Below are 19,076 nucleotides of genomic sequence, written 5' to 3'. Positions count from 1 at the left end.
TCTACCAATTCCGCCACCTGGGCACGTTTCGCTTGTTGCTGCATCGCGAAAGAACGCAATTATAGCGTGTCCGAAGGAGCTGTCAACACAATTTCATCGACGACGATGAAAATTATCGCCCTTCACTGAACGGCCATTCACACACCGACCGGTTCCGCCCGTTTCGCAGCGAAATTCCAGCGCAGCGCCTGCCCCGTCTCGACGCGCGTTGGCAGCAGGCCGGCGGCCAGGAACGTGTCGGCGATCTGCTGCTGCTCGCCGAAATTTTGCGGGGCCACCGCGCGGACGAGATAACTGCGCCGCGCGTTCGCGCGCGCGATCGTCGTCGCGTCGAGCCCCCAGATCGGTGCGAGGGTATTCGCGGCCTCCTGCGGGTGGTCGCGCAGCCACGTGCCGGACTGCGACAGCTGGTCGAACAGGATCTGGATGACGTCGGGCCGCGCGGCGGCGAAACGGCTCGATGCGAGGTAATAGCGCTGGTACGACGCGAGCCCGTTGCCGTCGGTGAGAATCCGCACGTCGGGATTCCGGTCGACCGACGCGACATAGGGATCCCACGTGATCCACGCGTCCACGCTGCCGCGCTCGAACGCCGCGCGGCCGTCCGCGGGCGTCAGGTAATGGATCGCGGCATCGGCAGGCCCGAGCTTCGCGCGTGCGAGCGCGGCAAGCAGAAGGTAGTGGCTGCCGGCTGCCTTCGTGACCGCAATGCGCTTGCCCTTGAGATCGGCGAGCGTGCGCAGTGCGCCGTCCTGCTTGACGACGATCGCCTGCGCCTTTGGCGAAGGCGCTTCCTGCGCGACGTACACGAAACGCGCATGCGCGGCCTGCGCGAAGACCGGGACCGTATCGGCCACGTCGGCGCTGAAATCGACGGCGCCAACGTTGAGCGCTTCGGTCAGCGGCAATCCGCTCGCGAATTCATGCCACGACACACGCAAGCCGAGCGGCGCCAGTGCCTGTTCAAGTGCGCCGCGCGTCTTGAGCAGTGTGATGAGCGTCGACGATTTCTGGTAGCCGATACGCAACCCATCGGGTGCGTTCTCGGCGTGCGTTCGGACGCCGGCGGCAGTGAGGCCTGCGGCCAGCATCACGCGTGCGAATGCGCGGCGGTTCATCGACGTCATGGATCGTGCTCCTGGTCTGGTTCGTTGCATTGAAGCGAGCCGGCTAACTTACAACGGGGCGGGCAGACGATAACCGATAAATTCTGCTATCGATCCGGCTGGCGAGCATAAGGGGAGGGTGGAGGCGCCGGTGGTCGCGGCGCGCTCGGTCATTTGCGGACAGCCGATCGACGTTTCCTGCTTGCATTTGATTGCATAGTCAAATATATTCATTGCAGAAAACTCAGAGTCAGCGATTGGCGTTGGCGCGGACAGTACCCGCGCGCCGCGCCGGTCGCTTTTTTCCCCTCATTTATCTGACTTGTCAGTTAATTTTGCTCGGTGTCGCGGCGGCTGTTCGCGTGGTGCCCGATCAGAAGGACCTCCGATGAAACCGTCCGAAAGTCCGGGCGCGCCGGCGCCGCTGACCGGCGCCAGCTTCGCACTGGGCACGCTCGCGGTGGCGCTCGCCACGTTCATGAACGTTCTCGATTCGTCGATCGCCAACGTCGCGATTCCAACCATTTCCGGCAATCTGGGCGTGTCCACCGACGAGGGCACGTGGGTCATCACGCTGTTCTCCGCGGCCAACGCGGTGTCGATCCCGCTGACCGGCTGGCTGACGCAGCGGGTTGGGCAGGTGAAGCTGTTCGTCTGGGCCATCCTGCTGTTCGTGCTGTCGTCGGCCGCGTGCGGGCTTGCACCCAACCTCACCGCGCTCCTCGCGGCACGGATTGTTCAAGGCGCCGTGGCTGGGCCGCTCGTGCCGCTGTCGCAGGCGTTGCTGCTGGCTTCGTTTCCAAAGGAGAAGAGTTCGAGCGCGCTGGCACTGTGGGGAATGACGGCAACCGTCGGGCCGATTGCCGGCCCCGCGCTCGGCGGCTGGATCACGGACAACTACAGCTGGTCGTGGATCTTCTACATCAATGTGCCGGTCGGGTTGTTCGCCGCCGCCGTGATCTGGGCGCTCTATCGCAACCGCGAGACGCCAACCAGCAAGCTGCCGATCGACAAGGTCGGGCTGATCGCGCTGGTCGTGTGGGTGGCCGCGCTGCAGGTCATGCTCGACAAGGGCAAGGATCTCGACTGGTTCAATTCGTCGACGATCTGGATCCTGACCATCGTGGCGGTGGTCGGCTTCGTGTTCTTCCTGATCTGGGAGTTGACCGAGGAGCGTCCGATCGTCGATATCAGGCTGTTTGCACAACGAAATTTTCTTGGCGGAACGGTGGCCATTTCGATTGCGTTTGCGGTATTTTTCGCGAATCTCGTGATCCTGCCGCAATGGATCCAGGGTTCGCTCGGCTACCCGGTCATCAATGCCGGCCTCGTGACTGCTCCGCTCGGCATCTTCGCGGTGCTCCTCGCGCCGGTGGTCGGGAAGGTGATGCCGAAATCGGATATGCGCGTGCTCGTCACGTTCGCATTTCTCGGATTCGCCGGCGTGTTTTTCATGCGCTCGCGCTATACGACGGGCATCGATACGTGGTCGCTCGTGGTGCCCACGTTGCTGCAAGGGATCCCGACGGCGTTCTTCATGACGCCGCTCACGTCGATCATCCTGTCGGGGCTGCCGCCCGAGCGCATCCCGGCGGCCGCGGGCCTGTCCAATTTCGCGCGCGTGTTCATGGGCGCGGTCGGCACGTCGCTCGCGAGCACCGCGTGGAACGACCGCACGATTCTGCATCATGCGCAACTGGCCGAGCAGGGCAGCGTGAACAACCCGATCTTCGCGAGCGCGCTCTCCAGCGTGCAGGGTGCGCTGGATGCAGGTACGCCGAAGGCGCTGACGTTCCTCGAAGCGACGTTGAATGCTCAGGCGACGATGCTGGGGCTGAACGACGTTTTCTGGCTGTCGGCGGTGATCTTCGTGCTGATCATCCCGCTGGTCTGGGTGACGAAACCGGGCAAGGGCGTGGCAGCCGGGGCGGCGGCGGCCGGCGGGCATTGAGCCGGCGCGCACGCGGGATGCCGCGTGCCTTGAAAAATCATGATGTCGCAATTATTGTGTCGGTCAACAATATCCGACTCAGCGAGCACGATGGAACACTACACGCCGAAGAATTTCCTGCTCACCGAAAGCGTGGGGTTCGTGCTCGCGAAGGCGCGCAACCTGGTCACGTCCGAGATGGATGCGGCATTGAAGGATCTCGATATCACGGCGCAGCAGATGGGCGTGCTGCTGTCCCTGCGGAGCGGCAGCGCGGCGACGCCTTTCGAATTGTCGAAGCTGCTCGGCGTCGACACCGGGCTGATGACGCGCTTGCTCGACAAACTGGAGGGCAAGGGGCTCGTCGAGCGTTCGCGCAGTGTGAGCGATCGGCGCGTGGTGGACCTCGCGCTGACCGAAGCGGGGCAGGCGGTTGCCGCGCAGATTCCTGAGATCGCGCCTAAGGTGCTCAATGCCCGCTTGCGGAAATTTTCGAAGACCGAGTTCGATGAACTGAGCCGGCTGCTGCGCAAGTTCATCGGCGAGTAAGCCGGGCGCTGTCATGCGGGCGCCGGAAATGCTAAAAAGCCGGCTGGAAGACTTTTAAGAAGCAGAGGGTGCCCGCGAGGGGGAGCTCAGTCACACATGTGCGACCCCGGCTGCGCTTGCAGGCGCAGCCTTTCGAGATCTCGCGCAAAGCGAGCGGGCGCTTTGCTTCCTGGGCTTGAAATGAAAAAAGGCCGGCAGAAGCCGACCTTTTTAAAAAACAGATGGTGCCCAGGAGAGGACTCGAACCTCCACGATGTTGCCACCGCTAGGACCTGAACCTAGTGCGTCTACCAATTCCGCCACCTGGGCACGTTTTGCAGTTAGCTACTTGCTGCAAAGAAGCGAAATTATAGCGCCCCAATTATTCGTGTCAACACTTTTTTGCGATGCATCGCAAACCGGCCTCCACCGCGCCTGCTGGCGGCATTCCCGTCATTTGGTGACACAGGCGGGTGATAGAATGACCCGCCGCCGTCAATATAGAACTGTCTGAAGGACACCTCTATGTTGATGCCGTGCACCATCAATCAACGCAACGAGAACAACCATCGACAAACCCTTGAGCAAATATCCGTACCCCATTCCGAGCCGTGAAGAAATTCTCGGCGTGCTGCGTACGAGCGACGCGCCGCTGGCCGCCAACGACATCGCCGAAGCCCTGTCGATCAAGCGTCAGGAGCGCGAGGGGTTCTTCCGGCGTGTCGCCGCGATGGAACGCGACGGCCAGATCCGCCTCGACAAGCGCGGCCACTACCAGTTGACCCATCCGTCGAACTTCGTCGCCGGGCGCGTGCAGGGGCATCGCGACGGCTACGGGTTCGTGATCCGTGACGATGGCCAGGACGACCTGTTTTTGCCGAACGGCGAAATGCAGAAGGTGATGCACAACGATCGCGTGCTCGCGCGGATCGTCGGCTACGATCGCCGCGGTCGCCCGGAAGGGCACGTCGTCGAAGTCACCGAGCGCGCGAACAAGCGCGTGATCGGCCGCCTGCTCAACGAGAACGGCGCGCTGATCGTCGCACCGGAAGACAAGCGCATCGGCCACGACATCCTGATCACGCAGAACGTGAAGAAGGCGAAGGTCGGGCAGGTCGTCGTCGTCGAGCTGACCGATTTCCCGAGCCGTCATTCGCAGCCGCTCGGCCGTGTCGTCGAGGTGCTCGGCGATATCGACGATCCGGGCATGGAAATCGAAATCGCGGTGCGCAAGTACGGCGTGCCGCACGAATTCAGTCAGCCGGCGCTCGACGAAGCCGCCGCGCTGCCCGACAAGGTGCGGCCGGCCGACCTGCGTTTCCGCGTCGACCTGCGCGACGTGCCGCTGGTGACGATCGACGGCGAGGACGCACGCGACTTCGACGACGCCGTCTACTGCGAGCCGGTCAAGGTCGGCCGCGGCGACGGCTACCGGCTGATCGTCGCGATCGCCGACGTGTCGCACTACGTACAGCCGGGCAGCGGGCTCGATGCCGACGCGCTCGAGCGCAGCACGTCGGTCTACTTCCCGCGCCGCGTGATTCCGATGCTGCCGGAGAAGCTGTCGAACGGGCTGTGCTCGCTGAATCCGCAGGTCGACCGCTGCGTGCTCGCGTGCGACATGGTGATCACCGCGCGCGGAGAGATCAAGGCGTACCAGTTCTATCCGGCCGTCATCCATTCGGCTGCACGCCTGACGTATACCGAAGTCGCGGCGGTGCTGTCGAACACGAAGGGGCCGGAGGCCGCGCGCCGCGCGGACCTGCTGCCGCACCTGCAGGATCTGTACGGCGTCTACAAGTCGCTGTTCGCCGCACGGCAGAAGCGCGGCGCGATCGACTTCGACACGACCGAGACCTACATCGTCTGCAACTCGCAGGGCAAGATCGAGCAGATCGTGCCGCGCCAGCGTAACGATGCGCACAAGCTGATCGAGGAATGCATGCTGGCCGCGAACGTCTGCGCGGCCGATTTCCTGAAGCGCAACAAGCATCCGGGCCTGTACCGCGTGCATGCGGGGCCGACGCCGGAGAAGCTCGAGAACCTGCGCGCGTTCCTGCGCGGCATGGGCCTGTCGCTCGGCGGCGGCGACAAGCCGCATGCGAGCGACTACGCGGCGCTGATGGCGCAGATCCGCGACCGGCCCGATGCGCAGATGCTGCAGCCGATGCTGCTGCGCTCGATGCAGCAGGCCGTCTACAGCCCGGACAACATCGGTCACTTCGGCCTTGCCTACGAGGCGTACGCGCACTTCACGAGCCCGATCCGCCGTTACCCGGACCTGCTCACGCACCGCGCGATCTACGCGATCCTGTCCGGCAAGAAATACGTGCCGAAGGCGCCGGACGGTTTCGAGCTGAACACCGCGCTGTCGCCGCGCGCCCGCGCGATGCAGCAGGCCGACGACGAAACGCGCGGCCGCTCGCGCCCGAACACGGCGATCTGGGAAGAGCTCGGCCTGCACTGCTCGGCGAACGAGCGCCGCGCGGACGAAGCGTCGCGCGACGTCGAAGCCTGGCTCAAGTGCTACTTCATGCGCGACAAGCTCGGCGAGGAGTACGGCGGGATGGTGAACGGCGTCACGTCGTTCGGCATCTTCGTGCAGCTCGACACGCTCTTCATCGAAGGGCTCGTGCACGTCACGGAACTCGGCTCGGATTACTTCCAGTACGACGAGATCAAGAACGAGCTGCGCGGTGAGCGGACGGGCATCCGCTATCGCTTGTCGGATCGCGTGCGCGTGCAGGTGAGCCGCGTCGATCTCGACGCGCGCAAGATCGACTTCCGCCTCGTGCGCGATACGCCGGTGAAGGCGCCGCGTCCGTCGCCCGCGCCGGCTTCCGCTGGCGGCGGTGTCGACCGCGGTAACGGCCCGCGCGTCCGCGCGCTGCCGCAGGCGGAGGAACCCGCGCCGCGCCGCAAGAAGGCCGCGAGTGCGCCGAGCGTTGCCGTGAACGAAGCGCGCGCTGCGCGTGCCGCCGCGAAGAAGAAGGGCGGCAGCGGTGGCGGCGTGGCGGCGAAGCCGACCGCGAAGAAGACCCGCGCCCGCAAGAAGTATTGAGCGTTCGGGGCGGGCGCCAAGCGCCCGCCCTGCAGTATCGAGAGACGCCGCGTCACCGGTCATCGGCCGGCAACGCGGCGCTTTCCTTTTCCATGGATCGCGGTTGCGCGCGTCGCGCGGCCGCACGTTTGATCGAAGGTTGTTCCAGTCATGTCACGTCTGAAGGTTCTTTACGGTTTTCATGCGGTGACCGCACGTTTGCGGCACGATGCATCGACGGTGGCGGAGGTGCTGTACGACCAGACGCGCCGCGACCGCCGCATGCAGGACTTCCTGCACGCCGCGAAGGAAGCGGGCGTGCGGCTGATCGCGGCCGACGAAACGCGCCTGTGGGGCCTCGCCCATACCGAGCGTCACCAGGGCGTCGTCGCGCGCGTCGAGGACATCCCGCTCGCGCAGAACCTGTCCGAGCTGCTCGACGGCATCCAGGGCCCGGCGCTGCTGCTGGTGCTCGACGGCGTCACCGATCCGCACAACCTCGGCGCGTGCCTGCGTGTCGCCGATTCGGCCGGTGCGCACGCGGTGATCGCGCCGCGCGACCGTGCAGTCGGCCTGAACGCAACCGCGGCAAAGGTGGCGAGCGGCGCGGCCGATACGGTGCCGTACATCACGGTGACGAACCTCGCCCGCGCGCTGCGCGAGCTGAAGGAGGCTGGCGTGTGGATCATCGGCACGTCGGACGAGGCTTCTGCCACGCTCTACGAAACGAAGCTCGACGGCCCCGTCGCGCTCGTGATGGGCGCGGAAGGCGAAGGCATGCGCCGGCTCACGCGCGACACCTGCGACGAAGTGATGAGCATCCCGATGGCCGGCAGCGTGGAAAGCCTGAACGTGTCGGTCGCAAGTGGCGTGTGCCTGTACGAAGCCGTGCGCCAGCGGCGCGTGAAGGGCTGACACAGCCCGTCCCGCGCGACCTGCGCGGGCCTCGATGACCCGAACGACGCGTGCCGCGATTCGATGCGGCACGCGGCTCTCCGGAGCGCGCGACCGATGACCCTGTTTCGCGTTGGCGCATCCTGCGCCGTGCTGTGCCTGCTGGCTGCCTGCACGGCGCCGTCGCTCGTCGAACGCGGCACCTACTACGCCGACACGAGCCTGCACGCGCGCGGGGCCGATTCGCGGATCCGCTTTCTCGTGATGCATTACACCGAAAGCGACGAGGCGAAATCGCTGCGCACGCTGACGGGCGATTCGGTCAGCGTGCATTACGTCATCCCGCCGCAGCCGCGCATCGAGCGCGGGATGCCGGTTGTCTACCAGCTCGTTCCGGAATCCGAGCGCGCATGGCACGCGGGCGTCAGCGAGTGGCAGGGCACGACCGAGCTGAACGCGGTGTCGATCGGCATCGAGAACGTGAACCGCGGCCCGCTGGATTCGCAGAACCGCACCTGGCAGCCCTATCCGCCCGAACAGGTCGCGGCACTGACCCGACTGTCGAAGGACATCGTCGCCCGCTACGGGATTCCGCCGACGCGCGTGGTCGGGCACAGCGACATCGCGCCGCAACGCAAGATCGATCCGGGGCCGCTGTTTCCGTGGCATGCGTTGGCCCAGGCCGGCGTCGGCGCATGGCCGGACGATGCGACCGTGGCCGCCCGGCTCGGCGGTCGCGATCCGCATGCGCCGGTCGACGTGCGGGAACTGCAGCTCAGGCTCGCGCGCTACGGCTACGACGTGGCCACCGATGGTGTGCTCGACGAACGCACGCGACGGGTGTTCGCGGCGTTCCAGATGCATTTCAGGCCGTCCGACTATGCGGGCAACGCGGACGCCGAAACCGACGCGATCGCGCAGGCATTGCTCGACAAGTACTTCCCCGGCACGCAACCCGCGGACAACGCGCCCGGAGCGGGTGCGCCCTGAACCTGCGGCACGCCATACGCCGAAAAACGCGGGCCGTCATCCGAGTCCGGTAAACTGGTGGTTTTCCGCAATCCCGCAGCATCACCACTCCATGACTCAAGACGAACTCAAACGCCTCGTCGGCCAGGCCGCCGCTGACTACGTGATCCAGAACGTGCCGGAAGGCGCCGTGATCGGTGTCGGCACCGGCTCGACCGCCAACTGCTTCATCGACGCGCTCGCCGTCGTCAAGGCGCGCTATCGCGGCGCCGTGTCGAGCTCGGTCGCCACGACCGAACGCCTGAAATCGCACGGCATCAAGGTGTTCGACCTGAACGAGGTCGACTCGCTGCAGGTGTACGTCGACGGCGCCGACGAGATCGACGCGGGCGGCGCGATGATCAAGGGTGGTGGCGGCGCACTGACGCGCGAGAAGATCGTCGCGTCGGTGGCCGACACGTTCGTCTGCATCGCGGACGCCAGCAAGCGCGTGCCGGTGCTCGGCGCGTTCCCGCTGCCGATCGAGGTCGTGCCGATGGCACGCACGGCGATCGGCCGGCGCGTGACCGCGCTCGGCGGCGTGCCGGTGCTGCGCGTGACGAAGGACGGTGCGCCGTACATCACCGACAACGGTAACGAGATCATCGACGTGAAGGGGCTGCAGATCGCCGATCCGCGCGGCTTCGAAGCGCAGGTGAACGCATGGCCGGGCGTCGTGACGGTCGGCCTGTTCGCCGAGCGCGGCGCGAATCTGTGTTTGCTCGGCACGGAAAGCGGCGTTGAAACGATCGTTTATTCGGCAAAGTGAAAGATATGGCAAGCAGTCCGTAATGGTGTGTCACACGCCGTAATGGACTGAATGTTTAAATCTTGTGGAAAACGGGGCCCGGTAGGCGCAATGCGCTTCCCGGGCCTTATTTTTAGCCGTATAAATCACCCCGTCAAAAAGAGGGATAACCCTGTCAGGTGTTTACCAGATAGCGAAATGTCCTCGAACTCATCAACTTATAGATCATAAGAACAGTCGTAACCAGGGCCGGCGGAACTGCGGAGCAGGTGTTCGCAAATCGACGCACGGGGAGGTGTCATGGAGCAGGGCAAAGACCGGTCACTGGTCGCCAAAGTGATGGATGGGCTTGTCTCGGGTATCGTCGAAGACAAGTATGGCGGCATCTTGCCGCCGCAGGACGTGCTGTCGAAAGAGTTCGATGTGAGTCGCACTGTGATGCGGGAAGCGTTGTCGATGTTGCTTGCGCGCGACATGCTCGACGTGCGGCCGAAGGTCGGCACGCGCGTGCGGCCGATGCGCGACTGGCGCATGATCGATGAGGATGTGGTGAGCTGGCGATTCCGGGCGAAACCCGATCCGCAGTTCATGCGCGACGTCATCGAATTCCGGATGCTGATCGAGCCGCGTGCCACCGCGCAGGCGGCGGTGCGTGCGACGGCGGCCGATATCGCGGGCATCCGCGAAGCGTTCGATGCGTTCAAGGTGCTGCAGCCGGGCGACCCTGGCTACGACACGGCGGACGAGTTGCTGCACACGCGGATCGTCCAGGCAAGCGGCAACCAGTTCTTCCAGCAGATGGCGGCGATCGTGCGCGGTGCAGTGCGTCTCGTGAATCCGCGGGTCGTGCAGAAGGAAGGGGCGCACGACATTGCGGTGAAGGCGCATGCGCGTGTGGTCGACGCGATCGAGCGTCGCGATCCGCGCGAAGCCGAAGCCGCTTCGCTCGCGCTGATCGATTTCAGCGCCGACGAGATCTCGCGCGATTTCTCCGTCGACGTGCCCGTGCGTGCCTGACGCTGCGCGTGTCGCTCATCCGTGTGCCGCCGGGCCGTTTATCATGACGGCCGGCCGGCAGCGTGCCGGCCACCGTCATACGACCGACACGGAAGATCAGGATGAACGACAACGACCATCGCCCGGTGCACTTCGGCATCGTCGGCGCGGGCAGCATCGCGCGCCGCTTCGCGCAAAGCCTGGCGCATGTGCCGGGCGCCACGCTCGCCGGTGCCTGGGCCCGCCGCGCCGATGCCGCGGCAGACTTTTGCGGAGCGTACGGCGGTACGCCAGCCGCCAGTCTCGACGCGCTCCTCGCGAGCGATATCGACGCGGTCTACATCGCGACGCTCCATGACAGTCACGCACAGTACACGCTGGCCGCGCTTGCTGCCGGCAAGGCTGTGCTGTGCGAAAAGCCCGCGACGCTGAGCGCGGCGCAGCTCGAGACCGTGTTGCGTGCGGCACGCGACGCCGGACAGCTTTTCATGGAGGCGATGAAGCCGCCGTTCTTCCCGCTGTACCGTCAGTTGCGTGCGCACCTGCATGACGATCCGATCGGCGAGATCCGGCTCGTGCGGGCAGGGTGCGCGTCGTCGTCGGTGCCGGACGAGCATTCCGTCTATCGCCTCGATCGCGCGGGCGGTGCGCTGCTCGATATCGGGATCTACGAGGCGTTTCTCGCGGTCGACTGGCTCGGCGCGGCGCGCGACGTGCAGACGCTCGGCCGCGTCGGCGCAACCGGCGTCGACCTGTTCGCGAGCCTGAACAGCGTGCATGCGAACGGCGGGATCGCGCAGCTCTTTTGCGGGCTCGATGTGATGGGGCGCGGCGACGCGCTGATCGCCGCGGCCGGCGGCCATGTGACGATTCACGAGAAGTGGTGGAACCCGTCACGCGCAACGATTCGCTACGCGGACGGGCGCACCGTCGAACTCGACGCGCCGGTCGACGGCGGCGGGCTGAACTACGAGACCGCGCATTTTTGCGACCTGCTGCGCGCGGGCAAGACCGAAAGCCCGATCATGACGCACGACCATTCTCGGCAGATGATCGCGATGACCGATGCCGCGCGTGCGGCACTCGGCGTGCGCTATTCGGGCGAGTAGGCGGGAAGGAGGGCGCCGGGCACGCGGGTGCGGCCCGGCGGATGACGTGCGCTCAGTGCCGCGACGGCAGCGACAGGCGTTTTTCGTACCAGCGCTGCACCCATTCGAGGATCTGGCACAGGATCCAGTACACGGCCGCGGCGGCGAGATAGAGCGGCAGCGGCTGATAGGTCGCCGCGATCACTTCCTGCGCGCTGCGCAGCAGTTCGGTCACGGTGATCACCGACACGAGCGACGTGTCCTTGATCAGGCTGATCAGGCTGTTCGACAGGCTCGGCACCGCGATGCGCAGCGCCTGCGGACCAATCACGTAGCGCAGCGTCTGCCCCCACGACAACCCGAGGCTGTATGCGGCGAGCCACTGGCCGCGTGCGATCCCGTTGATCGCGCCGCGCATGCTTTCCGACATGTAAGCCGCGACGTTCGCGGACAGCGCGATGACGCCGGCGGGTGTCGGGTCGAGCGAGATGCCGAGGCTCGGCAGCCCGTAATAGATGACGAAGATCTGCACGAGCAGCGGCGTGCCGCGCATCAGGCTCACGTACGCGCGTGCCAGCCACGCGAGCGCGTTGACCCAGATGCGTTCGAAGCCTTCGAGCGCTTCGCTTTGCCGGATGCTCATCATCGCGAGCACGACGGCACCAAGCAGGCCGAACACCATCGACAGCACGGCGAACTTGACGGTCAGTACGGCGCCCTGGGCGAGCACCGGCAACGATTGGACGAGCAGGGACGTTGTCGACATGGAATACGAATCGAATGCGTGCGCGAAAGCGCAATCATAAACCGGACGAATAAAACAAAGGGCGGCATCGTTACGGATGCCGCCCTTTCCGGCCCGCCGTCAGGCGGGAAATGCAGGCGTGCTTACTTGATCGGCTTCGTCACGTCGATGCCGAACCACTTGTCCGAGATCTTCGTGAAGGTGCCGTCGGCTTCGAGTTGCGCCATCGCGTCGTCGATCGCCTTCTGGAACTTCGGGTTGCCCTTCTTGAACGGGATGCCCGACGGGTTCGCCGACCCGACGTTCGCGCCCGGGCGCAGCGGCAGCTGCGAATTCTTCGTCAGGTACGCGAGCATCAGGCGATCGTTGAGCGCCGCGTCGAGACGGCCAGCCGCGAGATCGCGCAGGTACTCGGGCGCGCCCGGGTACGTCTTCACGTCGATGCCGGGCACCGACTTCGCCATGTCCATGTAGTTCGTGCCGAGCGCGACGCCGAGCTTCTTGCCTTTCAGGTCTTCAAGCGACTTGAACTGGCGCGTGTCGTCGTTGCGCTGGATCAGCTGCGCGGACGAATACGTGTACGCCGGCGAGAAGTCGAGCGTTTCCTTGCGCTTGTCGGTGATGCCGACCTGGTTGGCGATCACGTCGAACTTGCCGGCCTGCAGGCCCGCGATGATACCGCTCCATTCGGTCGTCACGAATTCCGCTTTCACGCCGAGCTTCGCGGCCACGGCCTTCGCGATGTCGACGTCGAAGCCGACGAGTTCACCTTGCGGGTTCTTCGAGTTGAACGGCGGGAACGTGCCTTCGAGGCCAACCCGCAGCGTGCCGCGTTGTTTCACCTGGTCGAGGAGGTCGGCCGCATGCGCGGTGGCGGCGGCGAACGACGTGCCGATCAGGCCTGCAACCAGCAGCTTCTTCAGCAGCGCAATCTTCATCGTGTGTTTCCTTGCCCTGTCCGGGTCATTGATTCTGATAACGGGGTCGATGATAGCAAAAACGCAATCGACCTCTAAATATCGTTTGTTTATGCCTATATTACGCGGTGCGTTCGCCGGCGATGGCCTTCACGCATTCCGCGACGAGCGCGGGGCCGCGGTAGATGAAGCCCGTATACAGCTGGACGAGTGCCGCGCCTGCCGCGAGCTTGGCGCGAGCGTCCTCGCCCGAGAAAATGCCGCCGACGCCGATGATCGGCACTTCGCTGCCGACTTCGGCGTGCAGCTTGCGGATCACTTCGTTCGACGCGTCGAACACGGGGCGGCCCGACAGGCCGCCGGCTTCGTCCGCATGCGGCAGGCCCTGGACGGCCGCGCGCGACAGCGTCGTGTTGGTGGCGATGACCGCCTCGATCTTGTGGCGCAGCAGCGTGTCGCCGATTTCCTTGACCTGCTCGTCGTCGAGATCGGGCGCGATTTTCAGTGCGAGCGGCACGAGCTTGCCGTGCAGGTCGGCGAGGCGCTGCTGCTTATCCTTCAGCGCCGCGAGCAGCGCGTCGAGCTCGCCCGCGCCCTGCAGCTGGCGCAGGTTCTTCGTGTTCGGCGACGAGATGTTGATCGTCACGTAACTCGCGAACGGGTACACGCGCTCGAGGCAGTACAGGTAATCCTCGGCGGCGCGCTCGATCGGCGTATCGGCGTTCTTGCCGATATTCAGGCCGAGGATGCCGCGATAGCGGGCGGCCTGGACGTTCTTCACGAACTGGTCGACGCCGTGGTTGTTGAAGCCCATCCGGTTGATCAGTGCTTCGGCCTGCGGCAGGCGGAACATCCGCGGGCGCGGGTTGCCGGGCTGCGGGCGCGGCGTGACCGTACCGACCTCGATGAAGCCGAAGCCGAGTGCCGCCAGGCCGTCGATGGCTGCGCCGTCCTTGTCGAGGCCGGCCGCGAGGCCGACCGGGTTGCGGAACGTGAGCCCCATCACGGTGCGCGGCGCATCGGGCACGCGGGCCGACAGCGCGCAGGCGAGGCCCGTGCGGCCGGCCGCGCCGAGCGCGCGCAGCGTGAGGTGGTGAGCGTCTTCCGCATCCATCTTGAACAGGGATGCGCGGGCCAGCGGATAGAGGGAACTGAACACGGGAATAGGGCGGACAGCCGGAATGAATGACAACCCGCTATTTTACCGGGAGTTGCGCGGCAGAGGCGCGCTTCGCTTCGTCACTCCTGGCGGCGCGCGTCAGCCCGAGCCGGAATGCCCGCCCGGCAAGGGCGCGCGGGCCAGTGCCGCGTCGACGGGCGGCAGGTCGATCCGTTCCGGGTCGAGTATCTTCCAGCGGCCGTCGATCAGCCCTTCGAGCGGGTGGAAGTTCGCCTTGTAGGCCATCTTCGGGCTCTCGCGGATCCAGTAGCCGAGATACACGTAGGGCAGGCCGAGGCTCTTCGCCTGCTCGATCTGCCACAGGATGTTGTAGGTGCCGTAGCTGGTGTGCGCGTCGTCGGGTTCGAAGAACGTATAGACCGACGACAGCCCGTCGCCGAGGATGTCGATCATGCTGACCATGCGCAGCTTGCCGGGCTCGCCGCCCGGTGCGTCGAGGTCGCGGAATTCGACGAGACGCGAGTTGATCCGGCTCTGCAGCAGGAATTGCTCGTACTGGTCGCGGCTGTCGCGATCCATGCCGCCGCCCGCGTGGCGTGCGGACTGGTAGCGCATGTAGAGCGCGTAGTGCTCTTCGTCGTAGTGCAGCGGCGAGACCGTCGCGACGAGCGTGCGGTGCCGCTTCCACATCCGGCGCTGCGTGCGCGACGGCGCGAACGCGTCGACGGGGACGCGCACCGGCACGCAGGCACGGCAGCCGTCGCAGTACGGACGATACGTGAACACACCCGAGCGCCGGAAGCCGGCCTTGACGAGCTCGGTGTAGATGTCGGAATTGATCAGGTGGCTCGGCGTCGCGACTTGCGAGCGCGCGACGCGGCCGTCCAGATAGCTGCACGGATAGGGCGCCGTTGCATAGAATTGCAGCGCCGAAAGCGGTGAAAGCGGCAGCTCAGTCGGGTGAGTCATGGGCAGCTCTCGTTGCAGGGAGGGAGTGCCGCGCTAGCGCTCGATCCCGGAGGGGGCCGCCGTTTCGGCGCGGCCCGTCAGCGCGGCGAGCACGCGCTTGTCGAACTGCCACGGAATCGGCGGTTCGGCTACCGCGCTGCGCACGTGAGCGACAAAGGCCTTGCGTGCGATCTCGCGGCCGCCGAGCGACGCTAGATGCGACGTATTCTGCTGGCAGTCTATCATCTCCAGCCCCTGCTCGCGAAGGTGCGCGACGAGCGTGGCCAGCGCGATTTTCGATGCGTCGGTCGCGTCCGCATACATCGACTCGCCGAAAAACATCCGTCCGAACGACACGCCGTACAGGCCGCCGACACGCCGCCCGTCGTGCCACGTTTCGATGCTGTGCGCGTTGCCGGAGCGGTAGAGCGACGTGTACGCGTCGATGATCTCGGCCGTGATCCACGTGCCGCGCTGCCCGCGGCGCGGCGCCTGCGCACACGCGCGCATCACGCCCGGAAAGTCGTAGTCGACGCGCACTTCCCATTCGGGCGCGCGCAGCACGCGTTTCAGCGTCTTGCGCAGCGAAGGCGACACCTTGAATTCGGCCGGCACGAGGATCATGCGCGGGTCGGGGCTCCACCACAGCACGGGCTGGCCGTCCGAATACCACGGGAAGATGCCGCGCAGGTACGCGTCGATGAGGCGCGACGGCAGCAGGTCGGCGCTCGCGGCAAGCAGCCCTGGCGCGCCGGTCGCGGGGCCGAGCGCGCGTTCGATGGGCGGAAAGGGATCGTCCGGGCCGAGCCAGGGGACCATGGGGCGGGGGCTCAGCCGTTGCGCAACGAGCGGAAGATATCGCCGGTGTGCACGCCGTAGTCGCCCGCGGCGCGATCGGCGAAGAAGAATCGCAGGGTCTGGCTGACGGTCGGGAACGCGATTTCGTCCCACGGGATGTCGGCTTCGTCGAACAGCTTCACTTCGAGGCTTTCCTCGCCGGCCTCGAATGCCGGATCGGTGAGCCGCGCGAGGTAGAACAGGTGGACCTGGTGCACGTGCGGCACATTGAGCAGCGTGAACAGGTTCTGCACCTCGACACGCGCGCCGGCTTCCTCGAGCGTTTCGCGCGCGGCGGCTTCGGCCGTCGTTTCGCCCATCTCCATGAAGCCTGCCGGCAGCGTCCAGAATCCGTAGCGCGGTTCGATCGCGCGGCGGCACAGCAGGATCTGATCGCCCCAGACCGGGACCGTGCCGACGACGTTGCGCGGATTCTGGTAGTGGATCGTGCCGCAGTGATCGCAGACGAAGCGCTCGCGATTGTCGCCCGGAGGAATGCGCGCGATGACTTCGTGACCGCAGACGGAGCAGAATTTCATGTCGAGTGGAAGGGACGAGGTGATGCGAGTGTATCACCGGGATGCGGCATTCTCGAACGCGGGTGCGAGCAGGCCGCGTGTCGCGCAAAGTGGAGGGTGCGGGTGCGCGAAGCGGCGCGGGGAGTGCGACGGAAAAACAAAAAGCCCGGCACTAGGCCGGGCTTTTTGCATGAATCTGGACGTTGGTTGCGGGGGTAGGATTTGAACCTACGACCTTCGGGTTATGAGCCCGACGAGCTGCCAGACTGCTCCACCCCGCGTCCGTCGAAGAAATGAATTATAAGGAGTAACCCGAACGCGTGCAAGCGTTTTCTGACAATTTCTTGTCGCCGCTTGTGGGGCCGGTACGGTGGGTGCGTGCGCTAGAATCGAGCGGTTTGTTTCGTCTCTTCGGCAGCGGGGCTGTGCGCGATCGCGTCGGCGCCGTTGTGACTCTCATTACTGTATCGACGGATTCATGGACATCGCTCACGATCTGCAATCGATCGGCGCGCAGGAACAGGCGCTCGTGTTTCCCCATTTCGACCCGGCCCGCGCATGGGCGCTCGGCAACCGGATGCATGCGCTCGCGACGTCGCGTGGCCATGCGGTCGCGATCGACATCGTCACGTTCGGCCAGCCGCTGTTCTACGCGGCGCTCGCTGGCGCCACGCCCGACAATGCCGACTGGGTGCGCCGCAAGCGCAACGTCGTCGCGCATTTCCGCCGTAGTTCGTACGCCATCGGCCTGCGCATGCAGCAGGCCGGCACCACGCTCGCGGACAAGCACGGGCTGCCGGTCGCCGAGTACTCGCCGTACGGCGGCTCGTTTCCGCTGATCGTGGCGGGCGCCGGCGTGATCGGTTCGATCACCGCATCCGGGCTGCCGCAGCGCGCGGATCACGAATTCGTCGTCGAGGCGCTGTGTGCAGAGCTCGGCCACGACTACGCGGTGTTGGCCCTCGCAAGGAACTGAGCGATGCAACTGCCCGGTTACGCATGGCTCGCGATCGCGATCGTCGCGGAAGTGATCGGCACGTCCGCGCTGCGTGCGGCAGACGGCTTCACGCGCCTCTGGCCGTCGTTGCTCGTCGTCGCCGGTTACGGCATCGCGTTCTACTGCCTGTCGCTCACGTTGCGCACGATGCCTGTCGGCATCATCTATGCAGTCTGGTCGGGCGCAGGCATCGTGCTGATCACGCTCGTCGCGATGCTGCTCTATCGTCAGGTGCCGGATCTGCCGGCGGTGATCGGCCTCGGCCTGATCGTCGCCGGCGTCGTGGTGCTGAACCTGTTTTCGAAGATGCAGGCGCACTGAGCGTGCGACTGCCATTTGCCGGATGACCCTCATGACCGATTCCACTTCCGCTGCCGTTTCCGCCGAATCCGCCCAGCCCGACGTACGCGCGTATGTCGCGAACCGCATCGGCTTTCTCGAACTGAACCGGCCGAAGGCGCTGAACGCGCTGTCGGTCGGCATGATCCGGCTGATGCAGCGGGCGCTCGACGCGTGGCGCAACGATCCCGAAGTCGTCGCGGTGGTCGTGCACAGCCCGCATCCGCGCGCGTTCTGTGCGGGCGGCGACGTGCGCTTCTTCCATGAGGCGTGGCAGCGCGGCGACCGTGACGCGGTCGACACGTTCTTCATCGCGGAATACACGCTGAACCACACGATCTTCACGTATCCGAAGCCTTACATCGCGCTGATGCACGGGGTCGTGATGGGCGGCGGCATGGGGATTTCGCAGGCGGCGCGGCATACGGGCGGCCTGCGCGTCGTGACCGACTCGACGAAGATGGCAATGCCGGAAACGCGTATCGGCCTGTTCCCGGACGTCGGGATGAGCTGGTTCCTCGCGCGCACGCCCGGCGCGATCGGCCGCTATCTCGCCGTGACCGGCGCGACGCTCGACGCGGCGGGCGCGCTGTACGCGCAGCTTGCCGACGTCTACTTGCCCGATGCCGCGCTGCCCGCGCTGCTCGATACGCTGCGAAGCGCGCGCATCGACAACGGCGAGCAGGCCGTCGCCTGCGTGGCCGACGCGGCGGCCGCGCACAAGGTCGTGCCGACGCCCGACACGTCGTCGCTGGCCGACGCGCGTGCCGGGATCGACCGCCATTTCGCGCAGGCGGACATCGGCGCGATCCTCGCGTCGCTCGACGCCGAGCAGGATTGCGCGGCCGTCGACGGGTGGGTCGAGAAGGCGACCCATGCGATGCGCGAACAGTTGTCGCCGCTGTCGATGGCCGTGTCGCTGGAAGTCGTCGAACGTGCACGCGGCGCGACGATGGCCGATTGCCTGCGGCGCGATCTCGATCTCACGCGCTCGACATTCGCGCACGGCGACGTGATCGAAGGCGTGCGTGCGCTGATCGTCGACAAGGACCACCAGCCGGTCTGGCGCTTCCAGTCGACCGCCGACATCGATCGTGCAGACGTGCTTGCGATGTTCGACAGACCGTGGACGCCCGACACGCATCCGCTGCGGAATCTGCAAGACTGACGTTGGACTGATCGAAGCACACGCTGGAAACGAAAAGGCCGCCTGCGCACGCAGGCGGCCTTTTTCATGGAGGTGACCCGTCCTGAAATAGGTTGACACTTTTTCGCCGAAGCGAAGAGGTGCCAAGTGCAACAAGGGATCAAACGAAC

Annotated in this window: 18 protein-coding genes and 2 tRNA genes; 11 read left to right on the top strand and 9 right to left on the bottom strand. The window is 65.7% G+C overall.

All coding sequences use genetic code 11. The features are described from left to right. Positions 1 to 137: 137 nt before the first annotated feature. On the bottom strand, positions 138 to 1,127 hold the full coding sequence (locus tag BDO18943_RS40670; RefSeq protein WP_175026515.1) for an aliphatic sulfonate ABC transporter substrate-binding protein: 990 nt from the start codon (positions 1,125 to 1,127) through the stop codon (positions 138 to 140). 367 nt (positions 1,128 to 1,494) lie between these two features. Between BDO18943_RS40670 and BDO18943_RS40665 the strand changes: the two genes are divergently transcribed. After that, positions 1,495 to 3,057, top strand: a complete 1,563-nt coding sequence (locus BDO18943_RS40665) for a DHA2 family efflux MFS transporter permease subunit (RefSeq protein WP_175026514.1) — start codon at positions 1,495 to 1,497, stop codon at positions 3,055 to 3,057. Positions 3,058 to 3,147: 90 nt separating this feature from the next. Beyond that, positions 3,148 to 3,585, top strand: a complete 438-nt coding sequence (locus tag BDO18943_RS40660) for a MarR family winged helix-turn-helix transcriptional regulator (protein ID WP_175026513.1) — start codon at positions 3,148 to 3,150, stop codon at positions 3,583 to 3,585. A 222-nt stretch (positions 3,586 to 3,807) separates the two neighbouring features. Here BDO18943_RS40660 and BDO18943_RS40655 read toward each other — a convergent pair. Continuing rightward, positions 3,808 to 3,894: transfer RNA gene (locus tag BDO18943_RS40655), tRNA-Leu, on the bottom strand. A gap of 250 nt (positions 3,895 to 4,144) precedes the next feature. On the opposite strand from BDO18943_RS40655, the gene rnr reads away from it, so the two are divergent. From rnr to BDO18943_RS40625, 6 genes are all read left to right on the top strand, one after another. Then, positions 4,145 to 6,625: a ribonuclease R gene (rnr, locus tag BDO18943_RS40650; protein ID WP_175026512.1), complete on the top strand. Its 2,481-nt coding sequence runs from the start codon at positions 4,145 to 4,147 to the stop codon at positions 6,623 to 6,625. 150 nt (positions 6,626 to 6,775) lie between these two features. Continuing rightward, positions 6,776 to 7,519 (top strand): 23S rRNA (guanosine(2251)-2'-O)-methyltransferase RlmB, encoded by a 744-nt coding sequence (rlmB, locus tag BDO18943_RS40645; RefSeq protein WP_043182646.1) that lies wholly within the window; start codon positions 6,776 to 6,778, stop codon positions 7,517 to 7,519. 96 nt (positions 7,520 to 7,615) lie between these two features. After that, positions 7,616 to 8,488: an N-acetylmuramoyl-L-alanine amidase gene (locus BDO18943_RS40640; protein ID WP_175026511.1), complete on the top strand. Its 873-nt coding sequence runs from the start codon at positions 7,616 to 7,618 to the stop codon at positions 8,486 to 8,488. A 91-nt stretch (positions 8,489 to 8,579) separates the two neighbouring features. Next, complete coding sequence (gene rpiA, locus BDO18943_RS40635) at positions 8,580 to 9,275, top strand: ribose-5-phosphate isomerase RpiA (RefSeq protein WP_043182651.1); 696 nt, start codon at positions 8,580 to 8,582, stop codon at positions 9,273 to 9,275. A gap of 279 nt (positions 9,276 to 9,554) precedes the next feature. Beyond that, positions 9,555 to 10,271 (top strand): FadR/GntR family transcriptional regulator, encoded by a 717-nt coding sequence (locus BDO18943_RS40630; RefSeq protein ID WP_006484155.1) that lies wholly within the window; start codon positions 9,555 to 9,557, stop codon positions 10,269 to 10,271. A 101-nt stretch (positions 10,272 to 10,372) separates the two neighbouring features. Beyond that, on the top strand, positions 10,373 to 11,359 hold the full coding sequence (locus BDO18943_RS40625) for a Gfo/Idh/MocA family protein (protein ID WP_175026510.1): 987 nt from the start codon (positions 10,373 to 10,375) through the stop codon (positions 11,357 to 11,359). A gap of 52 nt (positions 11,360 to 11,411) precedes the next feature. Here BDO18943_RS40625 and BDO18943_RS40620 read toward each other — a convergent pair whose 3' ends face one another. The 7 genes from BDO18943_RS40620 to BDO18943_RS40590 all read right to left on the bottom strand — a co-directional run bounded on the left by BDO18943_RS40620 (position 11,412) and on the right by BDO18943_RS40590 (position 16,704). After that, a complete protein-coding gene (locus tag BDO18943_RS40620; RefSeq protein WP_175026509.1) occupies positions 11,412 to 12,104 on the bottom strand; it encodes an amino acid ABC transporter permease in 693 nt (230 codons plus the stop codon). 122 nt (positions 12,105 to 12,226) lie between these two features. Next, positions 12,227 to 13,021 carry a cystine ABC transporter substrate-binding protein gene (locus tag BDO18943_RS40615; RefSeq protein ID WP_011351851.1) on the bottom strand — a complete coding sequence of 265 codons (795 nt, stop codon included), beginning with the start codon at positions 13,019 to 13,021 and terminating at the stop codon, positions 12,227 to 12,229. A 100-nt stretch (positions 13,022 to 13,121) separates the two neighbouring features. Further along, positions 13,122 to 14,159 (bottom strand): quinone-dependent dihydroorotate dehydrogenase, encoded by a 1,038-nt coding sequence (locus BDO18943_RS40610; protein ID WP_175026508.1) that lies wholly within the window; start codon positions 14,157 to 14,159, stop codon positions 13,122 to 13,124. 99 nt (positions 14,160 to 14,258) lie between these two features. Beyond that, positions 14,259 to 15,089: an arginyltransferase gene (locus BDO18943_RS40605; RefSeq protein WP_122945213.1), complete on the bottom strand. Its 831-nt coding sequence runs from the start codon at positions 15,087 to 15,089 to the stop codon at positions 14,259 to 14,261. 33 nt (positions 15,090 to 15,122) lie between these two features. Next, positions 15,123 to 15,887, bottom strand: a complete 765-nt coding sequence (aat, locus tag BDO18943_RS40600; RefSeq protein ID WP_043182662.1) for a leucyl/phenylalanyl-tRNA--protein transferase — start codon at positions 15,885 to 15,887, stop codon at positions 15,123 to 15,125. A gap of 11 nt (positions 15,888 to 15,898) precedes the next feature. Then, positions 15,899 to 16,444 carry an NUDIX hydrolase gene (locus BDO18943_RS40595; protein ID WP_011351855.1) on the bottom strand — a complete coding sequence of 182 codons (546 nt, stop codon included), beginning with the start codon at positions 16,442 to 16,444 and terminating at the stop codon, positions 15,899 to 15,901. A gap of 183 nt (positions 16,445 to 16,627) precedes the next feature. Next, positions 16,628 to 16,704: transfer RNA gene (locus tag BDO18943_RS40590), tRNA-Met, on the bottom strand. 197 nt (positions 16,705 to 16,901) lie between these two features. Between BDO18943_RS40590 and BDO18943_RS40585 the strand changes: the two genes are divergently transcribed. The 3 genes from BDO18943_RS40585 to BDO18943_RS40575 are packed head-to-tail and all read left to right on the top strand — an operon-like array spanning position 16,902 to position 18,927. Beyond that, positions 16,902 to 17,399, top strand: coding sequence for a heme-degrading domain-containing protein (locus BDO18943_RS40585; RefSeq protein ID WP_175026507.1), 498 nt, complete (start codon positions 16,902 to 16,904; stop codon positions 17,397 to 17,399). A gap of 9 nt (positions 17,400 to 17,408) precedes the next feature. Next, the gene (locus BDO18943_RS40580) at positions 17,409 to 17,741 is read left to right on the top strand and encodes a DMT family transporter (RefSeq protein ID WP_374101787.1); all 333 of its coding nucleotides are present in this window, start codon (positions 17,409 to 17,411) and stop codon (positions 17,739 to 17,741) included. 31 nt (positions 17,742 to 17,772) lie between these two features. Further along, positions 17,773 to 18,927, top strand: coding sequence for an enoyl-CoA hydratase/isomerase family protein (locus tag BDO18943_RS40575; RefSeq protein WP_175026506.1), 1,155 nt, complete (start codon positions 17,773 to 17,775; stop codon positions 18,925 to 18,927). Positions 18,928 to 19,076 lie beyond the last annotated feature (149 nt).

Origin of the sequence: Burkholderia aenigmatica (assembly GCF_902499175.1) — a bacterium.
Lineage (GTDB): Bacteria > Pseudomonadota > Gammaproteobacteria > Burkholderiales > Burkholderiaceae > Burkholderia > Burkholderia aenigmatica.
The sequence above is the reverse complement of the archived record's forward strand: the minus strand, read 5'-3'. Positions and strand labels throughout refer to the sequence as shown.